Genomic DNA, 21,299 nt, shown 5'->3' with positions numbered 1-21,299 from the left:
AGTCGCCCCTTCAGTCCGTGGCGATGCGGGGCCGGACGCCGTCCCGCAGGACCGTGGCCTCGATGAGGCCGTACGGCCGGTCGGCGGCGAAGTACACCTCGTTGTCGTTCTTGAGGCCGAAGGGCGTCAGATCGACCAGGAAGTGGTGCTTGTTGGGCAGCGAGAGCCGTATCTCGTCGATCGCGGGGCGGTTGTCGATCACCCGCGCGCCCATCTCGTACAGCGTCTGCTGGAGCGAGAGCGAGTACGTCTCGGCGAAGGCGGCCAGCAGGTCGCCTCTCGCGTCTGCGTATATACGCTCCCAGTCCGGCGCCGGCTCGCGGTCGTCGCACCAGCCGTGGCGCCACCGGGCGTGCACTTCGGTGGCGAGGACGCGGTCGCGGGTCTCCGGCAGCGTGGTGTACTCGTCCTTGACGAAGCCGTGGAACTCCGAGTCGGTGGAGTTCAGGACGGTCAGATCCATGAGCCCCGAGATCACCTCCCACCGCTCGCCGTCGAAGGCGACCTGGGCGGTGCGGGTCTCCTGCCCCGAGCGCACGAAGGAGTGGCGCGCCGCCCCGGCGGTCTCGATCCGCTCCCAGCCGTACTCCTCGATCCGGACGCGGGCGGTGCGGATGGCCTCCTGGCCCGTGACGAAGTGGCGGGCGAGCCGGATGCCGAACTCCTCCGGCGAGGCGATGCCACCTTCCTTGGCGAAGGCGTACACGGTGTTCTTGGTGGTGTCGGTCGGCAGGACGTTGGCGTTGCTGCCGGAGAGGTGGACCTCGTCCATGTCGCCGGAGAGCGCCACCGACACGTTCAGGTCCCTGATGTGGTGGACGGCGCCGTCCCGCACGATCCTGACGACGCGGGTCTCCGCCTTGCCGTACTGGTTCTGGCCGAGCGTGGGCATCGGTGCTAGCTCCCTCGGTATACGGAGTAGCCGAACGGGTTGAGCAGCAGGGGCACGTGGTAGTGCTCGCCGCGCTCGACGGCGAAGACCACGACCGCCTCCGGGAAGAAGGGGGCGTGTCCCGCGCGCACGAGATACGGCTCGACCTCGAAGCGCAGCCGTGCGTGTGCGGTGCCCTCGGGGAGGGCCGGCAGATCCTTGCAGCGGCCGTCGGCATCGGTCCGGGAGACGGCGTGTGCCGCCCAGGCCGCGTCGGCCCGGCGGCGTACGGACAGCTCGACGGACACCCCGGCGGCCGGGCGGCCGAGGGAGGTGTCCAGGATGTGCGTGGACACGGAGGTGCGCGTACCGGATGCCGTGGCCATCACCCCTGCCCTCCTTCTTCCTCATGCCCGACGTCCACAAGCCGGGCCAGCCGAATGCGATTGATCTTGCCCAGCTCGGCGCGGACGATCTCGCGTTCGGTGTCCGCGTCGTTGCCGATCCGCTCGTTGAGAGCAGCCAGCATCTCCTCGCCGCCGCGCCCGGTGGCGCAGATGAGGAAGACATGGCCGTGGCGCTCCTGGTAGGCGAGGTTCAGCTCCAGCAGCTCCGCGCGCTCGGCCTCCCCCACCCCGCTCTGCTCGCGCGCCGAGGTGGCGTCGCCCGGCCTCGGCCGCCCTATGGGCGGATGCCCGGCCATCGCCTCGGCCAGGTCGGCAGCGGTCAGCCCCGCCATCGCGTCCTCGGCGGCGGCCAGCAGCGCGCCGACGCTGCCGTACGGCCGCCCGGCGGCCACCGCCGCGCCCCAGGCCCGGCTGGCGCACACCTCGCCCAGGAGCGCGGCCGCGCCCGGCTCGTCCGCTGTGTTGAACCGGGCCAGTCCCGGCGGAGCGCTGGAAGTCACACCCGCAAGCTAGGATCCGCCGCGGCAGGGCGTCAACAGTTTGTTGAAAAATTCGGGTTACAGCGAGCGGCCCGCTGCCCGGAAATCCGTGTGCCCACGGGCCGGACGGCCGGGCAGGATGGCCCCATGAGCGATGGCGCGGGCGCGATGAACGAGCAGGCGGGGGGCGGCACGGAGCGGCCACTGGCCCTGGTCACGGGGGCGGGCCGGCGGGAGGGCATCGCCACGGCCATCGTCCTGGGGCTGGCGGAGGCCGGCTGGGACGTGGCGTTCAGCCACTGGCCCCCGTACGACCGGAGGATGTCCTGGGGAGCCCAGCCGGAGGCCGCGGGTCAGCTGCGCGAGCGGCTGGGCGCGCTCGGGGCCAGGTCGATGGCGGTCGAGGCCGACCTGAGCGACCCGGCCGCCCCGGCGGCGCTCTTCGACACGGCGGAGAAGGAGCTGGGGAACGTCACCGCGCTGGTGCTCTGCCACTGCGAGTCCGTCGACTCGGGGCTGCTGAACACCTCCGTCGAGAGCTTCGACCTGCACTTCGCGGTCAACGCGCGGGCCACCTGGCTGCTGATCAAGGAGTACGGCCTGAGGTTCCGGGGCACCCCCGGTACCGGCCGGATCATCAGCCTGACCAGCGACCACACGGCCGGCAATCTGCCCTACGGGGCGAGCAAGGGGGCCATGGACCGCATCACGCTGGCCGCCGCCCACGAGCTCGCCCACCTCGGAGTCACCGCGAACGCCGTCAACCCCGGGCCGACGGACACCGGCTGGATGACCGAGCGGCAGAAGGCCGACCTGAGCCGGGCGACCCCGCTGGGCCGCCTCGGGATGCCGCAGGACTGCGCCAATCTGGTCACGTTCCTCTGCTCCGACCAGGGCGGCTGGGTCAACGGCCAGCTGCTCCACAGCAACGGCGGCCTGGGGTGAGACGGAGGGCCCAATAGCACCTCGGGCCGCGCTATCCGCTATGGAAACGTCGGCGGCACACTGGAGACGACGGGGCGACCGCCGGGCGGCCTCCGGGCGGTCGAGGGGCCGCGGTCTCCAGGCAGCCTTCCGGCCGGTCGGCCGATGACGGATCAGTACGGCTGGAGCGGAGATGGCTGAGGCTTCCGGCGCGGCCGCGCGGGACGGACCTGCGAGCGTGGCCTGCCAGATGGACGAGACCGGGTTGCGCCGTCTGCTCGACGGTCTCACCGCGGTCCGGGACGGCGATTTCCGCACCCGGATCCCCGAGGACTGCGACGGGCTGCTCGGTGAGATCGCCACCGTCTTCAACGGCATGCTGGACCAGCTGTCACGGTTCACCTCCGAGGTGACCCGGGTGGCCCGCGAGGTCGGCAGCGAGGGCCGCCTCGGCGGACAGGCCCGGGTGCCGGACGTGTCGGGGTCGTGGAAGGACCTCACCGAGTCGGTGAACGCCATGGCGGGGAACCTCACCACTCAGGTGCGGAACATCGCGCAGGTGGCCACCGCCGTGGCCTGCGGCGATCTCTCCCAGAAGATCACCGTGGACGCTCGCGGGGAGATCCTGGAGCTCAAGGAGACCATCAACACGATGGTCGACCAGCTTTCGGCGTTCGCCGACGAGGTGACCCGGGTGGCCCGCGAGGTGGGCACCGAGGGCAACCTCGGCGGCCAGGCCACCGTCCGCGGGGTCTCCGGCACCTGGAAGGACCTCACCGACAACGTCAACGTCATGGCGTCCAACCTCACCGGCCAGGTGCGGAGCATCTCGCAGGTGGCCACCGCGGTCGCCCGGGGCGACCTCTCCCAGCGGATCGTCGTCGAGGCCAAGGGGGAGGTCGCCGCCCTCGCCGGGGTCATCAACACCATGGTCGACACGCTGTCCGCGTTCGCCGACGAGGTGACCCGGGTGGCCTCCGAGGTGGGCACCGACGGCATCCTCGGAGGACAGGCCCGGGTGCCCCATGTGGCGGGTACCTGGAAGGACCTCACGGACAGCGTCAACTCCATGGCGAACAACCTGACCGGCCAGGTCCGCAACATCGCCCAGGTCACCACCGCCGTCGCGGGCGGCGACCTCCACCGCAAGATAGACGTGGACGCCCGCGGGGAGATCCTGGAGCTCAAGACCACCATCAACACCATGGTCGACCAGCTGTCCTCCTTCGCCGCCGAGGTGACCCGGGTGGCCCGCGAGGTCGGCAGCGAGGGCCGCCTCGGCGGGCAGGCCGAAGTGGAGGGCGTCTCGGGCACCTGGAAGCGGCTCACCGAGAACGTCAACGAGCTGGCCGGCAACCTCACCCGGCAGGTCCGCGCGATCGCCGAGGTCACCAGCGCGGTGGCCGAGGGGGACCTCACCCGCTCCATCACCGTGGACGCCTCCGGAGAGGTCGCCGAACTCAAGGACAACATCAACGCCATGGTGAAGTCGCTGCGCCAGACCACCCGGGCCAACCAGGAGCAGGACTGGCTCAAGACCAACCTGGCCCGGATCTCCGGCCTGGTACAGGGCCGCCGCGATCTCGCCGACGTCGCCGGGCTGATCATGGACGAGCTGGTACCGCTGGTCTCCGCCCAGTACGGCGCCTTCTTCCTCGCCGAGGACACTCACGACGGCGTGCGGCTGTGTCTCATCGACTCCTACGGACGTCCCGAGGGCTCCCGCCGCCCCACGCGGTTCCGGCTCGGCGAGTCGCTGGTGGGTCAGGCCGCCCGCAGCCGGCGCACCATCGCGGTGGACGACGTCCCAGCCGATTACGTCATCTCCTCCGGGCTCGGCGACGCGGCCCCCGCCAGCCTGGTCGTGCTGCCCGTCATGGCGGAGGAGCAGGTGCTCGGCGTCATCGAGCTGGCCACCACCGGCCGCTTCACCCCGGTGCACCGGGATTTCCTGGACCAGCTGATGGAGACCGTCGGCGGCAACGTCAACGCCATCATCGCGGGCGCCCGCACCGACGAGCTCCTGGGCGAGTCGCAGCGCCTCGCGGGCGAGCTTCAGGCGCGTTCGGAGGAACTCCAGGTCCGCCAGGAGGAACTCCAGCACTCCAACGCCGAACTGGAGGAGAAGGCCGCGCTGCTGGCCAGCCAGAACCGCGACATCGAGACGAAGAACCAGGAGATCGAGCAGGCGCGGCAGGAGCTCGAGGCCCGGGCCCGGGAGCTCGCCCGTGCGTCCAGGTACAAGTCGGAATTCCTGGCCAACATGAGCCACGAGCTGCGGACTCCGCTCAACAGCCTGCTCATCCTCGCCCAACTGCTGTCCCAGAACCCCGGCCGCAACCTCACCCCGAAGCAGGTGGAGTACGCGGAAGTCATCCACTCCGCCGGCTCCGACCTGCTCCAGCTGATCAACGACATCCTCGACCTGTCCAAGGTCGAGGCGGGGAAGATGGACATCAGCCCCGAGCGCTTCCGGCTGCGCCGGCTGCTGGACTCCCTGGACGCCGCCTTCCGCCCCCTCACCTCCCAGAAGGGGCTGGAGTTCCAGGTCGTCACGGCGCCCGGAGTTCCGTCCGAACTGGTCACCGACGAGTCCCGGCTGCGCCAGGTGCTCCGGAACCTGCTCTCCAACGCCGTGAAGTTCACCGAGGCAGGCCATGTCGAACTGCGGATCGAACGCGTCGACACATCCGCTGCCGACCTGCCCGACTCCGTCCGCCGCTCCAGCCGCCCCGCCCTGGCCTTCCGGGTCGGCGACACCGGCATCGGCATCTCGGAACAGCACCTGGAGAGCGTCTTCGGCGCCTTCCAGCAGGCCGATGGCACCACCAGCCGCACGTACGGGGGAACCGGCCTGGGCCTGTCCATCTGCCGCGAGATCGCCTACCTGCTCGGCGGCTCCGTCCACGCCCGGAGCACCCAGGGCGAGGGCAGCTGCTTCACCCTGTACCTGCCGACCGTGCACCCCACCGTCCAGGACACCGCGGCACCGCACCCGCCGGGCACTGCCACGGCGGCCCCCGCGGCGGAGGTGCCCGGCGCCGCGCCGCCCCACAGCGTGCCACCCGCGGTGCGCCGCGTGCTGGTCGTCGAGGCCAGGCCGCGGGGGTTGCTGTCCCTACTGGCCCAGAGCGCTGTCGCCGACCTGCCCGGGGTCCCCTCGCCCGTCCAGGTGGACACCGCCACCGACCCCGGGGAGGCGGCGGCCGCACTGGCCGGCCGAACACACCACTGCGCGGTGGTGGACTGCGGTCTGCCCCGCGAGGGCGCGCGCGAACTGCTGGGTCTCCTCGACGCCGACCCGGCCCTGCGCCACGTCCCCGTCCTGGTCCACTGCGGCCACCCGGAGCCCTCGGCCGAGGAGGAGCACCGGCTCCGGGCGCGGGCCGGCGCCCAGCCGTTCGAAGTGCTCACCAGCCTGGACGAGCTGCGGACACGCATCGTGCTGCACCTGACCGCCGAGCGCCCCGGCGAGGCCCTGCCGCTGGTCCACGCCCCGAGGACCAGGCCGGCGCCCGCACCCCGGGAGGCCGACCCGCTGGCCGGCCGCACCGTGCTGATCGTCGACGACGATGACCGGAACGTCTTCGCCGTCACCGGCATCCTGGAGCTGCACGACATGCGCGTCGTGCACGCCGAGAACGGCCGTGAAGGCGTGGAGGCGCTGGCCGACGAGGACATCGACCTGGTCCTGATGGACGTGATGATGCCCCAGATGGACGGCTACGCCGCCACCGCGGCGATGCGTGCCATGCCCGGGCGGCGCCATGTACCGATCATCGCGGTCACCGCCAAGGCGATGTCCGGTGACCGGGAGAAGTGCCTGGCCGCCGGGGCGGACGACTACGTGTCCAAGCCCGTCGACGCACAGCAGCTGGTCCACTGCATGCGCCGCTGGATCGACCTGTGATGTGCTTGGGGTGGGTACCGGGCAGGCAGAGCAGCGGCCCCCCGGATCCCCGGGCCGAGGAGCAACCCCCATGGCGGAGCAGCAGCACGAGCCCTCGCGGCAGCGGCCCCCTTCCGAACCCGCCGCGCGTCCCGCACCACACGGTGAGGCCGGAGCGGCCGGGCTGGCGGCCACGGTCGACCGGCTGAGTACGGAGATTCGCGCCCTGTGGGAGGACCGCGAGGCCCGGGTCGTGGTGGAACTCGCCGAGGGCGTCCTCGTGGAACGGCTGAACTGCGCTCCGGCCGAAGCCGCGCAGCAGCTGCGGAGGCTCGCCTCCGACGCCCGGATGCCCCTGCCCGAACTGGCCGCCGACATCATCAACCAGGCCGCCTCGGACGCCACCGCGGCCGCGGCCGCGGAAGCCCGAGCCGCGCAGGCCGCCGCGTCCGGCACCGGCCGGACGGCAGAGGAAGCCGCGGGCCCGCAGCGCGAAGGGCCCGCCCTGCGGCTGCGTACGGCGGAGGCCGCCGCCATCCTGGCCGGTGACGACACCCAGGCGCTCGCCCGCGGCCTCCTCGACCGGGCCCTGAAACCATTGGGCGCCACCGCCGCCGCCGTGTGGTCGGCCGCCCCCGACGGCTCCCTCACGCTGGCCGGAGAAGCCGGGTTCGGCCCCGCCGAGGCCGCCCGCTGGCGCTATGTCCCGCCCGGGCTCGGCACCCCGGCCCAGCAGGCCATCACCGAGGACCGGACGCTGTGGATCACCGAGTCCGGCGACCCGCCGCCGCCCACCATCGGCAGCAGCGGCGGCAGCGGCACACGGGCCGTCGTGCCTGCTCAAGGCGGCGGTCAGCGGGTGGGCGTCCTGGAGGTCCACTGGCCGGGCCCCCACCCCGCGCTCGCCCTCCAACGACAGCTGGATGCCTTGGCCCAGCTGTGCGCCCTGTCGCTCTCCGACCACGGCGTGGAGTCGGGCGGCCCGCCCGGCGGGGCCGCCGCCTGGCTCGTCGGACTGCTCGACGGCCTGCTGGACTCCGCCGCCCTGCTGCGCCCGCTGCGGGACCACGACGGCCGGATCACCGACTTCAGGATCGAGCACACCAACGAGCGCTTCACCGACCCGGCCGGCCGTCCCCGTGACGCGCTGACCGGGCTCCCGCTGCTGGAGGCTTATCCGCTGTTCGCCGCGGAGGGCGGCCTGTTCGAGCGGATCAAGCGGGTGCACAGCACCGGGGCCCCGTATCGCAGCCGGAGCACGGTGCTCAGGTTCCCGGGCGGCCCGGCGCCACCGGCCGTGGTGGCTGCCGTGGGGCTGGCCCGCTTCGGCGATGTGGTGCTGCTCAGCTGGCGGCTCCCGGAGGGCGACGCCCGACTGGCCGACCTGCTGGGGCACGCCCAGCGGCTCAGCCGGATCGGCGCCTTCGAGGAGAACCTGATCACCGGTGAGATCTCCTGGACCGAGCAGCTGTCCGCCCTGTACGGGCTGGAGCCCGGCGCGGCCCCGGTGCCGCTGCACCAGCTCTCCGGACATGCGCACCCCGACGACACCGGCGCCGTGCGCCGCTTCCTGCGCAGCGTGCTGCATCAGCGGAAGGAGAGCGCGATCACCTTCCGGCTCCGGCGCGCCGACGGGGTGGTCCGCCACCTGCGGGTGGTCGCCGAACCGCTCTGCGACGCCTCCGGGCTCCTGGTCGCGGTGCGCGGCGCCTACCAGGACATCTCTCCCCACCGCTGGACCGAGGTCGCGCTGGCCGCCACCCGGGACCGGCTGGCCGGTGCCGAGCAGCAGTCCGCGGAGCGTCATCGGCTGGCCCGGCAGCTACAGCGGGCGATCATGCCCCCGGAGGAACACCCGGTGTACGGGGCGGGGCTGCGGGTCGCCGTGCGCTACCGCCCGGCGGAAGAGGACCAGCGGGTCGGCGGAGACTGGTACGACGCCGTCGTGTTGCCCGATGGCCGGATGCTGCTCACGGTCGGTGACATCGCCGGCCACGGCATCGCTGCCGCAACGGGCATGGTCGTCCTGCGCAACGCGCTGCGCGGCCTCGCCGTCACCGGTGCGGGGCCGGGCCGGCTGCTCTCCTGGCTCAACAGCGTCGCCTGCTGCCTCCCCGAGCAGGTCACCGCGACCGTCGTCTGCGGCCTGTTCGATCCCGCCGCCCGGACCTTGCACTGGGCCAACGCGGGACACATGCCCCCGATCCTCGTCCGCCGTGGGAAGGCCGAAGCGCTCACGCCGCCGGACGGCGTGCTGCTGGGCGCTGTGGACTCCGCCTCGTACGAGGAGACCCGGCACGAGCTGCGGCGGCACGACATCCTGCTGGTGTACACCGACGGCCTGATCGAGCGCCGCGGCAGCAGCATCGACCAAGCCCTCGGACAGCTCCTCGCCGCCGCCGGCCGCCCGGTGGACGACCTCGAGGACTATCTGGACGCACTGCTGTCCTGCGACATCGCCGACACCGACGACGACACCTGCCTGATCGCGGTTCAACCGACCTGATCGTCGCGGTGCGCCGGGTCGCTCGTCCGGCCGCCCCCACGCGCCTTGGCCCGCTGCTCATTGGCGTAATTGATGTAGTTGTAGACCGTGAAGCGGCTGACGCCGAGCGCGGTCGCGACGGTCTCCACGCCGTGGCGCATGGCGAAGGCGCCGCGCTGTTCGAGGAGGCGGACGACCGACTGCTTGGTCTTGCGGTCGAGGTCGGCGAGCGGGACGCCGTGGCGGCGGCGGAGCTCGGCGAGGATGTGGTCGAGCGAGTCGGAGAGGTGAGGGAGGCGTACAGCCACGACCTCCCGGCCCTCCCAGGAGAGGACCACGTCGTCGTCCTGGGCGTGGTCCGGGGCGACCAGCTCGCCGCCTATGGCGTCCACCAGCGGCTTGACGGCCTTGGCGAAGGGGTCGTCGTCGGCGGGCGGGGTCATCGGCCGCCCTCCTCCGGCTCGCCGGGCTCCTCCGCGACCACGTTGACCTGGAGCGAGACCCGGGTGGCGCCCGCCTCCAGGGACTTGCGGAGCAACTCGTCGATCGTGGTCAGGACGGCCTCCGCCCGGCCCTCCGCGGTGTTGCCGAACGGGCCGACGTCGACGGAGTCCAGCGCGGCACCCTGCACGATGTCGCGGGCCACCACGGCGTGCGGGGGCACCTCGTCGAGGTCGAACGGCTCGGTGGTGAACTCAACCCTCAGTCTCACGCCGCCAACCTACTGCCCACGCGCACAAAGCGTCACGGGCTCCGGGCTCCGGGCTCCGGGCTCCGGGCTCCGGGCTCCGGGCTCCGGGCCCTAGCAGGGTGGTCGGGCCGACGCGTGCAGAACCGCCAAGTCGCTGCCCGGGACCTCCTCCTTCCTGGAGCATGGGGGGATACCTCTCCCCCGGCCCCCGAGGGGGCCGCGACCGACCCTCGGAGCACCAGATGACAGACAGCGTGCCGGTGCGCTGCCCCGCGTGCCGCCGCGAGCAGTCGTTCACCCCGCCCACCTACCCGTGCTCGTGCGGGGCCCCGCTCACCCTCCCCGTGCTGCACGACAGTTCCCCGGAGGAGATCGAGCACCGTACCTGGGAGGCCACCTGGGTGGCGGCCAACTGCGCCGCCTGCGGCCGCCAGGGGAGCTGGCCGCAGCCGGAGTTCGGCTGTCCGTGCGGCGCGCTGGTGCGCGTCCCGGTGGCGTCGGCGCCCGATCCCACGGAGCGCGCCCCGGCCACCGCCCGCCCCCGCAACGCGGCGGCCCCCGCCGCCGGGCCGCCGGGCAGGGCCGTGCTGCGCCCCGCCTTCCAGCCGGTGACGATCCGTACGGCGCGGGACGCGGTCACCGCCGCCGCGCAGTATCTGAAGTGGCTCGGCTTCCACGGGGTGCGGCAGCCGGAGGCGGGCCAGGCGACGTCCGGGGTGGATCTGTGCGGGCCGGGGGTGGTCGCCCAGGTGGACCCGACCACCCGGCCCACCGCGCTGCGCGACATCGAGTGTCTGTGGCTGAACGGGCTCAACGAATCCGCCGTCAGCGTGTTCTTCTCGCTCGCGGGCTACGCCAGGGACGCGCGGGCGCGCGCCGACGCGCTGCACATCCCGCTGTTCATCATGGATCTGACCGGCACCCCACAGCCCGTCAACGACCCGGCGGACTCGCTGATCCGAGTGGGGCCTCCTGAACGGTGACCGCGTGCCCCGCGTTCGCGCCTTGTTCATTATGACCCGGCGGAGGGCCCCCGGGCCTCCCCTTCGGGGATGATCTTCGCCTCTCCGGAGCGCCCTACGGTGGTGGTCGATCCCCTTTCCGCGACTTTCCGCGACTTTCGCGACGCTACGGAGCGATGCCCCATGCCCTCATCCGCCTCTGCCTCCCCCGTCGACCTCACCGTCGAGCGCGACGACGTGACGCTGGCCGTACGCGACCACGGCGGCGCCGGCACCCCGCTGCTGCTGCTCCACGGGGCCTCCCGCACGCTCGCCGACTGGTCGGTCACCGCGGCCGACCTCGCCACGGACCACCGGGTGGTCTCGATGGACCTGCGCGCCCACGGCCGCTCCGGCCGCGGCGACACGCCCTGGACGTTCCCCGCCGTGCTCGACGACATCGAGGCCGTCCTGGCGGCCCTGGGCATCCCGGAGGCCATACCCGTCGGCCACTCCCTCGGCGGCATGGCCGCCGCGCTGTACGCGGACGCCCACCCGCACACCCCCGCCGCGGTCAACCTCGACGGCGTGGGCAACGGCCGCCCCGAGCAGTACGTCGGCCTGGACCGGGACACCGTGCTCGACGGTCTCGCCCGCGCCCGCCGGTTCTCCGAGGCCGCGGCGGGCATGGCCTTTCCCCCGGAGGCGCTGGAGACGACGGTCTTCGCCCAGCAGGCGGCGATGGCCAAGGCGCTGGAGATCGAGCCCGAGGTGCTCGACGAGGGCGTCCGGCGCGCGCTCGGCGAGACCCCGGAGGGGCAGCTGTTTCTGCGGCCGGAGCGGGAGCGGGCGCTGGAGATGCTCGACCGGATGGACGAGCTCGACCTCTTCCCGGTCTACCGCCGCCTCACCCGCCCGGTGCTGATCGTGCGCGCGGGACGGCTGGCGGCACAGGGCGGCGAGCTGGCGTGGTTCGACGAGCTGATGACCGCGTACGTCAAGGGCCTGGACCGCGACCTGAGCGAGCTGGCGGCCGCGCACCCCCACCTCACCCTGCACACCATCGACGCCTCGCACGCCATGCTCCTGGAGCGCCCGGGCGCGGTCGCCGGGCTGATCCGCTCCTTCACCACCGGCCTGGGCGCGCGCTCATGACGCCCCGGCCGGGCCCTCGGTGAGGGTGGCCTCGATGCTGCTCGCCCCCTGCCACCGCAGGTCCTGCCCGGCCAGGCGCGAGTACACCCGCTGCCAGGCCGCGTCCGGATCGTCGGCCCCGTCGAGGTGGGCCGCGACGAGCTCGGCGACCCGCTCGGCGGCGGCCCGGGCCGCGGGCGGTGCGTCGGGGCGGCGGAGGGCGCTGCCGAGGTAGCCGAGGACGCGGTCGGCGGGGGCGGCGGCGGAGACCAGGTCGCGGTCGGTCAGCAGGCCGTCGGTCAGCAGCTGGTCGGCGCGCATGGTGATCGACCGCCAGTCGGCGCCCCCGAGGCCGTGGCGGGCCATTCCGCGGGCGATCTCGGCGTCCCGGACGGGGCGTTGGCGGGAGCTGCCGCGCGGGTCGCGCATGATCGCGTCGGCGTGGCGGGCGGCGACGGCGGACGGGGTCGCGGCGTGGGCGACCACCACCGACCAGTGGGGAAACGGCTCACGGGCGTGCTCGGCCTCCAGATACGCCCAGTCGATGTCCGGGAAGAGGACCAGGAGCCGGTCGGTGTCGTCGAAGCGGTAGCGGCGGGCCTTGCGCAGCCGGCTCGCCAGCTTCTCCGTCGTCAGCTCGCGCTTCGCCCGGGCTTCGAGCGCGGCGAGGGGGTCGGCGGAGGCGAGGGCCCGGTGGCACATCTTGGTGACGGCGGGGCCCACCTGACCGGTGGCCAGCAGCGCGGACAGGCGCGGGGGGCCGCCGCGGCGCAGCAGGTTCAGACAGCCGGCGAGCTGCTCAGGCGTCTTGAACCGCCCGCGGTCGTGCGCGAACGCGGCCTCGATCAGCTCCGGTTCGGCCGCGTGCAGCAGATCGGGGTGGGCGTTGCCCGGCACGCGGCGGAGCCGCATATTGACACCGCCAGGCTCGCACGGGGCGAGCGGCACCGAGCCGCCCAGCACCTGCCGGGCCTCCTCCGAGCCGAGGTAGAAGTGCGGAGTGAGCAGGGCGAGGTGGATCTCGGGGTCGCCGACGGCGAGCAGGGCGCGGTGGGTGGGCGGGTCCGTATCGGCCCACTCCGCCAGCAGCAGCAGCGCCTCGCGGTCGCCGCTCCGCTTCAGATGCTCGACGACCGCCTCGGGCGCGGGCATCCGCTGGGCGACCACGTACAGCGCGAGCAGCCATCCCGTGTGGTCGGGCAGCAGCGGCATGAGGGCGTCCAGGATCTTGGCGTCGGGCGCCCGCCGGAGCACCTCCCCGGCCGGCCAGGTCCACTCGCCCCGGCGCAGCAGCTTCTCCCGGGCCCGGCCGGTGACCTTGGGGTGCGGAACGATCCGCCGGGGGTCGGGAGGGGTGTCGGCGGCGCGCGCCAGCAGGTCGGGCCAGGTGGTGTCGTGGACCGCGCCGGGGTCCATGGGCACCTCCGCCACGGCGGTCAGCAGCCGCAGCCAGGCGTCCGTGTCGGTGCCGAGCGCGCCGGCCAGGAAGGCGCACAGCGCCCGCTCCAGCACCCACAGGGACGGGGAGCCGTTCGGGGGCCCCACCGGCATGGTGTACCGGGCGGGGATGGCGGCGAGCATGTCGGGGCCGGTGACCGTGCCCGCGAGCCAGGCGGTGTCCAGCTCGTTGCGGATCGATTCGACGATGCCCAGCCAGTCGCTCCAGCCGCGGCCCTCGCGGAGCCTGCTGAGCGCCCGGCGGGTGTCGGGGGCGGGCACCAGCCGCAGCGGGTCGGCGATCCCGCGGCCGTCCCAGCTCTGCCAGGCGTCGCGCGCCCAGGCGGGGAACTCGGCGCCCGGCCAGTGGGTGACGTGCGTGTCGGCCAGGAGCCGCAGCACGCCTTCGTCCGCGGGCAGCGGCGGCGCGCCCCGGGAGAGCCCGCGCAGTGTGTCGATCGCGGCCAGTGCCGAACTCCGTGCCATCAGTGCCCCCGTGGTGCCCCGCCATATCGCGTGCTGTGCTTGGCACAAGTCCATCACGGGGCACTGACAACCGGGCCGCCCGTCCCTGGTCCGGTGGTCATCCGGCCGGATGGCCGAATGACCGGTGGGGCGGGCGGGGCACCGGCGGGGCCCTGCGGCCCGGGGTACTTTCAGCGCGTGGGCGCCGTCGCCTGGGCGCCGGCGTCCGCGCGGGAGTCCCGCAGCCGGACGGCGTCGGCGACGCCCGCCGTTCGGAGGTCCACCTTACGGACCTTCCCGCTGACGGTCATCGGGAAGGCGTCCATGAGCCGCAGATAGCGGGGCACCTTGTAGTGCGCGAGGCGGCCCCGGCAGAAGCGGGCCAGCTCGTCACGGGTGAGCGACTTGGCGCCGTCCCGCAGGATGACGCAGGCCAGGATCTCCTCGCCGTACTTCTCGTCCGGCACGCCGACGACCTGCACATCGGCGATCTTCGGATGGGTGTAGAGGAACTCCTCGATCTCCCGGGGGTACACCTTCTCCCCACCTCGGATGATCATATCGTTGATCCGGCCGACGATCCGGACATAGCCGCCCTCGTCCATCACCGCGAGGTCGCCGGTGTGCATCCAGCGCCCCGAGTCGATCACCTCGGCGGTCCGCTCCGGCTCCTCCCAGTAGCCGAGCATCACCGAGTAGCCGCGGGTGCACAGCTCGCCGCGGGTGCCGCGGGGCACTGTCACACCGGTCAACGGGTCCACGACCTTGATCTCGACATGCGGCAGCACCCGGCCGACCGTGCCGGTGCGGTGGCGCAGGTCGTCGTCGCGCCGGGTCTGGGTGGACACCGGCGAGGTCTCGGTCATGCCATAGAAGATCGACACCTCGGCCATGTGCATCTCGTCCACCGCGCGCCGCAGGACCTCCACCGGGCAGGTGGATCCGGCGATGATCCCGGTGCGCAGGGAGGAGAGGTCGTACGAGTCGAAGTCGGGCAGCCCCAGTTCGGCGATGAACATCGTCGGGACGCCGTACAGCGAGGTGCAGCGCTCCTGCTCGACGGCGCGCAGCGTGGCGGCCGGGTCGAAGGCGGGGGCGGGGATGACGATGCAGGCGCCGTGGCTGGTGGCGCCCAGGTTGCCGGTCACCATGCCGAAGCAGTGGGAGAAGGGGACCGGCAGGCAGACGCGGTCCTGAGGGGTGTACCCGAGCGTCTCCCCGACGGAGTAGCCGTTGTTGAGGATGTTGTGGTGCGAGAGCGTGGCGCCCTTGGGGAAGCCGGTGGTGCCGGAGGTGTACTGGATATTGACCGGGTCGTCGCAGGTCAGCCGGGCCTCACGCTCGGTCAGCCGCTCGCGGGACACATCGGCGCCCGCGCGCAACAGCCCGTCCCAGGTGCGGTCGCCGATATAGATGACATCGCGCAGGGCGGGACACTCGGAGCGCACCTGTTCGACCATGCGGCGGTAGTTGCTGGTCTTGTGCTCGGTCGAGGAGATCAGGACGGAGACACCGGCCTGCCGCAGCACGAACGTCAGCTCATGGACGCGGGAGGCGGGGTTGATATTGACCATGATCGCGCCGATGCGGGCGGTGGCGTACTGCACCAGCACCCACTCGGCGCAGTTGATCGCCCAGATGCCGACCCGGTCGCCCTTGGCGACGCCCTTGGCCATCAGCCCGAGCGCGACCTCCTCGACAGCCTGGCCGAACTCTGTGTAGGTCCAGCGGCGGCCGCTGGGGATGTCGACGAGCGCCTCGCGGTCGCCGAACCGCTCGATGGTGTCGGCCAGGTTGGCTCCGATGGTGTCGCCGAGCAGCGGGACCTCGCCCGCCCCGCTCGCGTACGACAGCCCGGCCGCGTGGACGGAGGGGTCGAATTCCGATGGGTCCGATGGTTCCGATGCGCCCGATGCGTCCGGTGGGCCTGATGGGTCGGCCGGTCGGTCGGTCATGAGTACTCCTCGTGATCGCGTGGTGAGTGCGGGTCGGTCAAGAGGTGGTCTCCTCATGAAACTCGACACCATCGCCGCGCAGGGTGCGTTCGCGTAGCTCTATACGGCGGATTTTGCCGGAGACGGTCTTGGGAAGTTCGGCGAATTCCAGTCGACGCACACGTTTGTAGGGCGCCAGAACCGCCCTGGAGTGCGCAAACAGGGCCTTCGCGGTCTCCGGCCCCGGCTCCCACCCCTCGGCCAGCACCACATACGCCTTCGGCACGGCCAGCCGCAGCGGGTCGGGGGCCGGGACCACCGCGGCCTCGGCGACCGCCTCGTGTTCCAGGAGGGCGCTCTCCAGCTCGAATGGCGAGATCTTGTAGTCGGATGCCTTGAAGACGTCGTCGGCGCGGCCGATGTAGGTGATGTAGCCCTCGGCGTCGCGCGATCCGATGTCCCCGGTGCGGTAGTAGCCGCCCGCCGTCGCCTCGGCCGTGCGCTCCTCGTCGCCCTCGTAGCCGGTCATCAGGCCGACCGGGCGGCCGAGGGGGCCCGACAGATCGAGACAGATCTCGCCCTCGTCGCCCGGCTGCCCGGTGACCGGGTCGAGCAGGGTGACCGCGTAGCCGGGGCTGGGACGGCCCATCGAGCCCGGCTTGAGCGGCTGTCCGGGCGTGTTGGCGACCTGGACGGAGGTCTCGGTCTGCCCGAACCCGTCCCGGATGGTCACCCCCCAGTCGCGCCGGACATGCTCGATGACCTCCGGGTTGAGCGGCTCACCGGCCGCGAGGGCCTCGCGGGGCGGGATGCGCAGCTGCGTCAGATCGGCCTGGATGAGCATCCGCCACACGGTCGGCGGGGCGCAGAAGGTGGTCACCCCGCAGCGGTCCATCTCGGCCATGAGGCGGGTGGCGTCGAAGCGCGTGTAGTTGTGCACGAACACGGTCGCCTCGGCGTTCCAGGGGGCGAAGAGATTGGACCACGCGTGCTTGGCCCAGCCCGGGGAGGAGATGTTGAGGTGGACGTCGCCGGGTCTGAGGCCGATCCAGTACATCGTCGACAGATGGCCGATGGGGTACGAGGTGTGGGTGTGCTGGACCAGCTTGGGGCGGGCGGTGGTGCCCGAGGTGAAGTAGAGCATCAGGGGGGCGTCGGCCGGGGTCGGACCGTCCGGCACGAACGGCTCGTCCCCGCCGGCGTCCGTGTCCGTGCCAGCGTCCGCGTAGGCCAGCCAGCCGGCGGGCGCGCCGCCGACCGCGATGCGCGTGTAGTCGCCGGGCACCTCGGCGAACTTGGCCGTGTCCTCGGACCGCACGATCACATGCGCGGCCCGCCCGCGCTCCACCCGGTCGACGAGGTCGAGCGGGCCGAGCAGCGGGGTGGCGGGGATGACCACGGCCCGCAGCTTCATCGCCGCCAGCGCCGTCTCCCACAGCTCGGCCTGGTTGCCGAGCATCACCACGATGCGGTCACCGGCCCGCACACCCTGGGCGCGCAGCCAGTTCGCCGCCCGGTCGGAGCGGCGGCGCATGTCCTCGAAGGAGATCCGGGTCTCGAGGCCGCCTTCCTCGACGATGTGCAGCGCGGTACGGTCGTTGCCCCGGGCAATCCGGTCGAACCAGTCGAGCGCCCAGTTGAACTCGGCCGGGCGCGGCCAGCTGAACCCCTCGTACGCGGCGGTGTAGTCGTTCCGACGGTCCAGGAGAAAGTCCCGTGCCGCCCGGAATCCGTCAGTCAGGCCGTTTGCTGCCACATCTCCTCCTGATCGCCGTGCCGCTCGCTAGCATCGTGCGACGGGTGATCTGGGTCTCACCACCCCCGGACGGGGGTGGTGATATTTCGGGGAGGTGACCGTGGCGCAATCGGACCGAACGGTGGATCTGCGGACGACCCTGCTGCGGATGCGACGGCGCGGAGCCCTGCCCGTGGCCTTCGGCGGGCTGTTCCCGAACTCGCGCCAGTTCCGCATCTCCGAACTCACCGGCACCACGACGAACGCCCTGCGCGGGCTCGCCGTCACCCCCGGCAACGGTCTTGGCGGCAAGGTCCTCACCATGTCCCGGCCGATCTCCGTGGTCGACTACCCGACCTCGCGCGCCATCAGCCACGAGTACGACGCGGCGGTCGGCGCCGAGAGCCTGCGCTCGATGCTGGCGGTGCCGGTGGTGGTCCGCGGCCGGGTGCGCGGGGTGCTGTACGGGGCGCTGCGCCAGCCCCTGGCGCTCGGCGACCGGGCGCTGAACGCGGCGATGGAGGCGGTGCGGGAGCTGGAGCAGTCGCTGGCGGTGCAGGAAGAGGCGCAGCGGCTGATCACCGTGGCGCAGCAGCCGCCCGACGCGGACCCGGCGATGTGGGAAGAGGTCCGCGAGGCGCACGGCGACCTGCGCGCACTGGCCCAGCAGGTGACCGACCCGCAGCTGAAGGAGCGGATCCTCAGCGCCTGCGGGCGCCTGGCCCGGGCCTCCTCGGGCGGCGGGGCGGGGGACACGGCGGCGCGGCCGGGGGTGGAGCTGTCGCCGCGCGAGGTGGATGTGCTGGCGTGCGTGGCCTCGGGCGCGACGAACTCGGCGGCGGCGGACCGGCTGGGGCTGCGGCCGGAGACGGTCAAGAGCTATCTGCGCTCGTCCATGCGGAAGTTGGGGGCGCACACCCGGCTGCACGCGGTGGTGGAGGCACGGCGCGCGGGGCTGCTCCCGTAGCGCCCCCTCTCCCCCGCCCGGTCCGGGTCATTTGGGACGTATATCCTTCCCTGAGGTCGGCGCCCCGTGCCCGCGCGCCCATGGCTTGGGAGGTGAGGTCCGCGATGCACAGCGAAGAGCCCCGTCCCCGGCCCCCTCGCTCACCGCGGAAGCCCTCCTGGCTGCGCGCCGCCCAGGGCCGCGGCGGCTCCGGCGCCGCACGCCCCGGCGCCGCGTCCGCCACACCGCCGGACGGCGGGCCGCGCCCCGCGGACCCGGCGGCCCGCACCGCGGCGGAGGACGACCACAGCGTGGTCGACGCCGCCGCCTACCGGGACGGGCTCCGGATCGGCACACCCGACTCCCTGGCCGCCACCTACCGGCGGCTGCGCGAGGAGCCGGGGAGCATGGCCTGGATCGGGCTGCTGCGGCCCACCGAGGCGGAGCTGCTCTCGCTCGCGGACGAGTTCGACCTGCACAAGCTGGCCATCGAGGACGCGCTCGAGGCCCACCAGCGGCCCAAGCTGGAACGCTACGGCGACACGCTGTTCGTGGTGCTGCGCGCGGCCCGCTACCTCGACGCGCCCGAGGAGGTCGACTTCGGCGAGCTGCATGTCTTCGTCGGCCCCGATTTCGTGATCACGGTGCGCCACGGCGCCGCCCCCGACCTGTCCGCGGTGCGCCGCCGCGTGGAGGCCACGCCCGAGCTGCTGGCGCTCGGGCCCGAGGCCGTGCTGTACGCCATCCTGGACTCGGTCGTGGACGGCTACGCCCCGGTGGTCGCGGGGGTGCAGAACGACATCGACGAGATCGAGACCGAGGTCTTCCGCGGCGACCCGGAGGTCTCCCGCCGCATCTATGAACTCTCCCGCGAGATGGTCGAGTTCCAGCGTGCGACCCGGCCGCTGGTGGGGATGTTGCACGGCCTGATGGCCGGGTTCGACAAGTACGGCACCGACGAGGAGCTACAGCGCTATCTGCGCGATGTCGCCGACCACGTCACCCACACCAGCGAGCGCGTGGACGGCTTCCGCTCGGCCCTCGCCGACATCCTCGCGGTCAACGCCACCCTGGTCACCCAGCAGCAGAACGCGGAGATGCGGGCGCTGGCCGAGGCGGGCTTCGAGCAGAACGAGGAGGTCAAGAAGATCTCCGCCTGGGCGGCCATCCTCTTCGCCCCTACGCTGGTCGGGACGATCTACGGGATGAACTTCAGGGACATGCCGGAGTTGCACTGGGTGCTGGGATATCCCTTCGCAATCCTCCTGATGGCGATCGTATGCACCAGTTTGTACGTCATCTTCAAGCGTCGGGACTGGCTCTGAGCAGTCACCCGGCGCCGGGACCCCAGGGAAGATCGTCTCGCCCCAGCCCGCGTGGAACGACAAAACCAAGGTTCAACTTGTCCTGTCCGGGGCAGGCGCCGTGAGGCCTGCCGGGCCGGCGCGGAGCATGGCCTTGTAGAGGGCCTCGTGCTCGGGAGAGGCGGGCAGCAGGCCCCGGGCGGGAGCCTCGAAGGACTGGATGAACAGGGCGACGACGCGGCGCCAGGCGTCGGGGGCTGCGTCACCGGTGGCGTTGACGACGCCGGCGTTCGCCATGTGGAGCAGCACCAGGTCCGAGGGGTCGAAGTCCTCGCGCAGCCGGCCTGCACCCTTGGCACGGTCGATGAGCCGCACCATGCCCTCGTACGCCTCGTTGCGACGCGCCTCCAGCGCCTTGGCAGTGGGGAAGGTCGTGGTCAGCACGTCGGCGAAGCCGTAGTCAGCAGCCTGCATCGCGCAGGCGGCCTCGAGGTAGCCGACGAAACCATGCCAGGGGTCGGGGTCGTCCAGGGCAGTGGCGACCGCGTCGGCGTAGGCGTCCATACGGTCGGCGAAGACCGCGGCGACCAGCTCCTCCTTGGCCGGAAAGTGGCGGAAGATCGTGGCGATCCCGACACCCGCCTCACGGGCCACCGAGGCCATCGAAGCGTTCAGCCCGTCGCGCGCGAACACCTTGCGTGCGGCCGCGATGATCCTGCCCCGGTTGCGCTCGGCGTCGCTGCGCAGCGGCTGAGCGGTGGTGTCGTCGGGGTGCTGGGCGCCAGGAGTCATACCGGCCAGTCTAGCAATCGGAATGGCCTATCCATTTTCGATGGTACGGTGGACGCATTGAACCGGTAAGCCCTATCCGGATCGCAATTCGGATAGGGCTATCCAAATTCCCGGCCTCCCCTCACCGAGAGAGGCTTTGCGAAAGGATCGCTGTGACCAGCATCGCCATCGTCGGAGCGGGCCCCCAGCTGGGCCTGGCCATCGCCCGCACCTTCGGCACCCAGGGCTACGACGTCGCCCTCATCTCCCGCAACCCCGACAAGCTCGACGACCTCGTCGGCAAACTCACCGCCGAGGGCATCACCGCCGCCGCCTTCCCCGCCGACGTCCTCGACCGCGACACCCTCACCCAGGCACTCAAGAACGCCGCGGACCGCTTCGGCGGCATCGACGTCCTGGAGTACTCCCCGCTGGGGACGTTCGGTCAGGTCGTCCTCACCACCCCCGCCGAAAGCGACCCGTCCCACATCCAGCACGAGATCGAGTTCCAGCTGTACGGAGCGATCGCCGCCACCAAGGCCGTACTGCCGGCCATGCGCGAGGCCGGCACCGGCACCCTGCTCTACACCACCGGCGCCGGCTCGCTCGACCCCCTGCCCGTGGTCGGGAACGTCAACGCCGCCGCCGCGGCGCTGCGCAACTGGGCGGTCAACCTGCACAAGGAGCTGGACGGCACCGGCATCCAGGCCGCCCACATCGGCATCGACGTGTCGATCGCCGTCTCCCTCATCCCCGGCCAGCCGGTGATCCAGCCCGAGGACATCTCCCCCGTCTACTGGGAGCTGCACACCACCCGGCGTGACCAGGCCGAGCTCATCTTCAAGGGCTGATCGCACCGGTTCCCCGGCCGAACCCTGATCGCGCC

17 protein-coding genes are annotated in these 21,299 nt (G+C 72.4%); 8 read left to right on the top strand and 9 right to left on the bottom strand.

Features of this window, described 5'->3' with window-relative positions; translation table 11 throughout:
* Positions 1-10: 10 nt before the first annotated feature.
* The 3 genes from pucL to uraD are packed head-to-tail and all read right to left on the bottom strand — an operon-like array spanning position 11 to position 1,778.
* Positions 11-892 (bottom strand): factor-independent urate hydroxylase, encoded by an 882-nt coding sequence (gene pucL, locus ACH4S9_RS24170; RefSeq protein ID WP_385341210.1) that lies wholly within the window; start codon positions 890-892, stop codon positions 11-13.
* Positions 893-897: 5 nt separating this feature from the next.
* Positions 898-1,257 (bottom strand): hydroxyisourate hydrolase, encoded by a 360-nt coding sequence (gene uraH, locus ACH4S9_RS24165; RefSeq protein WP_398373809.1) that lies wholly within the window; start codon positions 1,255-1,257, stop codon positions 898-900.
* The gene (gene uraD, locus ACH4S9_RS24160; protein ID WP_358844180.1) at positions 1,257-1,778 is read right to left on the bottom strand and encodes a 2-oxo-4-hydroxy-4-carboxy-5-ureidoimidazoline decarboxylase; all 522 of its coding nucleotides are present in this window, start codon (positions 1,776-1,778) and stop codon (positions 1,257-1,259) included. The genes uraH and uraD overlap by 1 nt, the downstream gene beginning before the upstream one ends.
* A 126-nt stretch (positions 1,779-1,904) precedes the next feature.
* On the opposite strand from uraD, the gene ACH4S9_RS24155 reads away from it, so the two are divergent.
* From ACH4S9_RS24155 to ACH4S9_RS24145, 3 genes are all read left to right on the top strand, one after another.
* A complete protein-coding gene (locus ACH4S9_RS24155; protein ID WP_398373808.1) occupies positions 1,905-2,702 on the top strand; it encodes an SDR family oxidoreductase in 798 nt (265 codons plus the stop codon).
* 229 nt (positions 2,703-2,931) lie between these two features.
* Positions 2,932-6,591, top strand: coding sequence for a HAMP domain-containing protein (locus ACH4S9_RS24150; RefSeq protein WP_398374010.1), 3,660 nt, complete (start codon positions 2,932-2,934; stop codon positions 6,589-6,591).
* Between the two features lie 70 nt (positions 6,592-6,661).
* Entirely contained in the window at positions 6,662-9,076 is a 2,415-nt protein-coding gene (locus tag ACH4S9_RS24145; RefSeq protein ID WP_385341216.1) for a SpoIIE family protein phosphatase, read from the top strand.
* Here ACH4S9_RS24145 and ACH4S9_RS24140 read toward each other — a convergent pair.
* Together ACH4S9_RS24140 and ACH4S9_RS24135 are read right to left on the bottom strand one after the other, a co-directional pair.
* The gene (locus ACH4S9_RS24140) at positions 9,064-9,498 is read right to left on the bottom strand and encodes a helix-turn-helix domain-containing protein (RefSeq protein ID WP_311723477.1); all 435 of its coding nucleotides are present in this window, start codon (positions 9,496-9,498) and stop codon (positions 9,064-9,066) included. The genes ACH4S9_RS24145 and ACH4S9_RS24140 overlap by 13 nt on opposite strands.
* Positions 9,495-9,767, bottom strand: coding sequence for a hypothetical protein (locus ACH4S9_RS24135; protein WP_361188496.1), 273 nt, complete (start codon positions 9,765-9,767; stop codon positions 9,495-9,497). The genes ACH4S9_RS24140 and ACH4S9_RS24135 overlap by 4 nt, the downstream gene beginning before the upstream one ends.
* A 221-nt stretch (positions 9,768-9,988) precedes the next feature.
* Here ACH4S9_RS24135 and ACH4S9_RS24130 point away from each other — a divergent pair, with 221 nt between their 5' ends.
* Entirely contained in the window at positions 9,989-10,729 is a 741-nt protein-coding gene (locus ACH4S9_RS24130; RefSeq protein WP_311723479.1) for a hypothetical protein, read from the top strand.
* 162 nt (positions 10,730-10,891) lie between these two features.
* The gene (locus ACH4S9_RS24125; protein WP_398373807.1) at positions 10,892-11,842 is read left to right on the top strand and encodes an alpha/beta fold hydrolase; all 951 of its coding nucleotides are present in this window, start codon (positions 10,892-10,894) and stop codon (positions 11,840-11,842) included.
* Here ACH4S9_RS24125 and ACH4S9_RS24120 read toward each other — a convergent pair.
* The 3 genes from ACH4S9_RS24120 to ACH4S9_RS24110 all read right to left on the bottom strand — a co-directional run bounded on the left by ACH4S9_RS24120 (position 11,837) and on the right by ACH4S9_RS24110 (position 17,413).
* Positions 11,837-13,744, bottom strand: a complete 1,908-nt coding sequence (locus tag ACH4S9_RS24120; RefSeq protein ID WP_398373806.1) for a hypothetical protein — start codon at positions 13,742-13,744, stop codon at positions 11,837-11,839. The two genes, ACH4S9_RS24125 and ACH4S9_RS24120, sit on opposite strands and share 6 nt — an antisense overlap.
* A gap of 170 nt (positions 13,745-13,914) precedes the next feature.
* Entirely contained in the window at positions 13,915-15,678 is a 1,764-nt protein-coding gene (locus ACH4S9_RS24115) for an AMP-binding protein (RefSeq protein ID WP_398373805.1), read from the bottom strand.
* Positions 15,679-15,715: 37 nt separating this feature from the next.
* Positions 15,716-17,413: an AMP-binding protein gene (locus ACH4S9_RS24110; RefSeq protein WP_398373804.1), complete on the bottom strand. Its 1,698-nt coding sequence runs from the start codon at positions 17,411-17,413 to the stop codon at positions 15,716-15,718.
* 100 nt (positions 17,414-17,513) lie between these two features.
* On the opposite strand from ACH4S9_RS24110, the gene ACH4S9_RS24105 reads away from it, so the two are divergent.
* Complete coding sequence (locus tag ACH4S9_RS24105; RefSeq protein ID WP_311723485.1) at positions 17,514-18,359, top strand: LuxR C-terminal-related transcriptional regulator; 846 nt, start codon at positions 17,514-17,516, stop codon at positions 18,357-18,359.
* A gap of 104 nt (positions 18,360-18,463) precedes the next feature.
* Positions 18,464-19,663 carry a magnesium and cobalt transport protein CorA gene (locus ACH4S9_RS24100; RefSeq protein WP_398373803.1) on the top strand — a complete coding sequence of 400 codons (1,200 nt, stop codon included), beginning with the start codon at positions 18,464-18,466 and terminating at the stop codon, positions 19,661-19,663.
* Between the two features lie 72 nt (positions 19,664-19,735).
* On the opposite strand, the gene ACH4S9_RS24095 is transcribed toward ACH4S9_RS24100, so the two are convergent.
* Positions 19,736-20,434, bottom strand: a complete 699-nt coding sequence (locus ACH4S9_RS24095) for a TetR/AcrR family transcriptional regulator (RefSeq protein ID WP_398373802.1) — start codon at positions 20,432-20,434, stop codon at positions 19,736-19,738.
* A gap of 152 nt (positions 20,435-20,586) precedes the next feature.
* Between ACH4S9_RS24095 and ACH4S9_RS24090 the strand changes: the two genes are divergently transcribed.
* Positions 20,587-21,264 (top strand): SDR family NAD(P)-dependent oxidoreductase, encoded by a 678-nt coding sequence (locus tag ACH4S9_RS24090; protein WP_311723488.1) that lies wholly within the window; start codon positions 20,587-20,589, stop codon positions 21,262-21,264.
* The last annotated feature ends 35 nt before the right edge of the window (positions 21,265-21,299 follow it).

This window comes from Streptomyces sp. NPDC021225, assembly GCF_044332865.1.
GTDB lineage: Bacteria > Actinomycetota > Actinomycetes > Streptomycetales > Streptomycetaceae > Streptomyces.
Note: the sequence above shows the minus strand (reverse complement) of the source record. Positions and strands in the feature narration are given on the sequence as shown.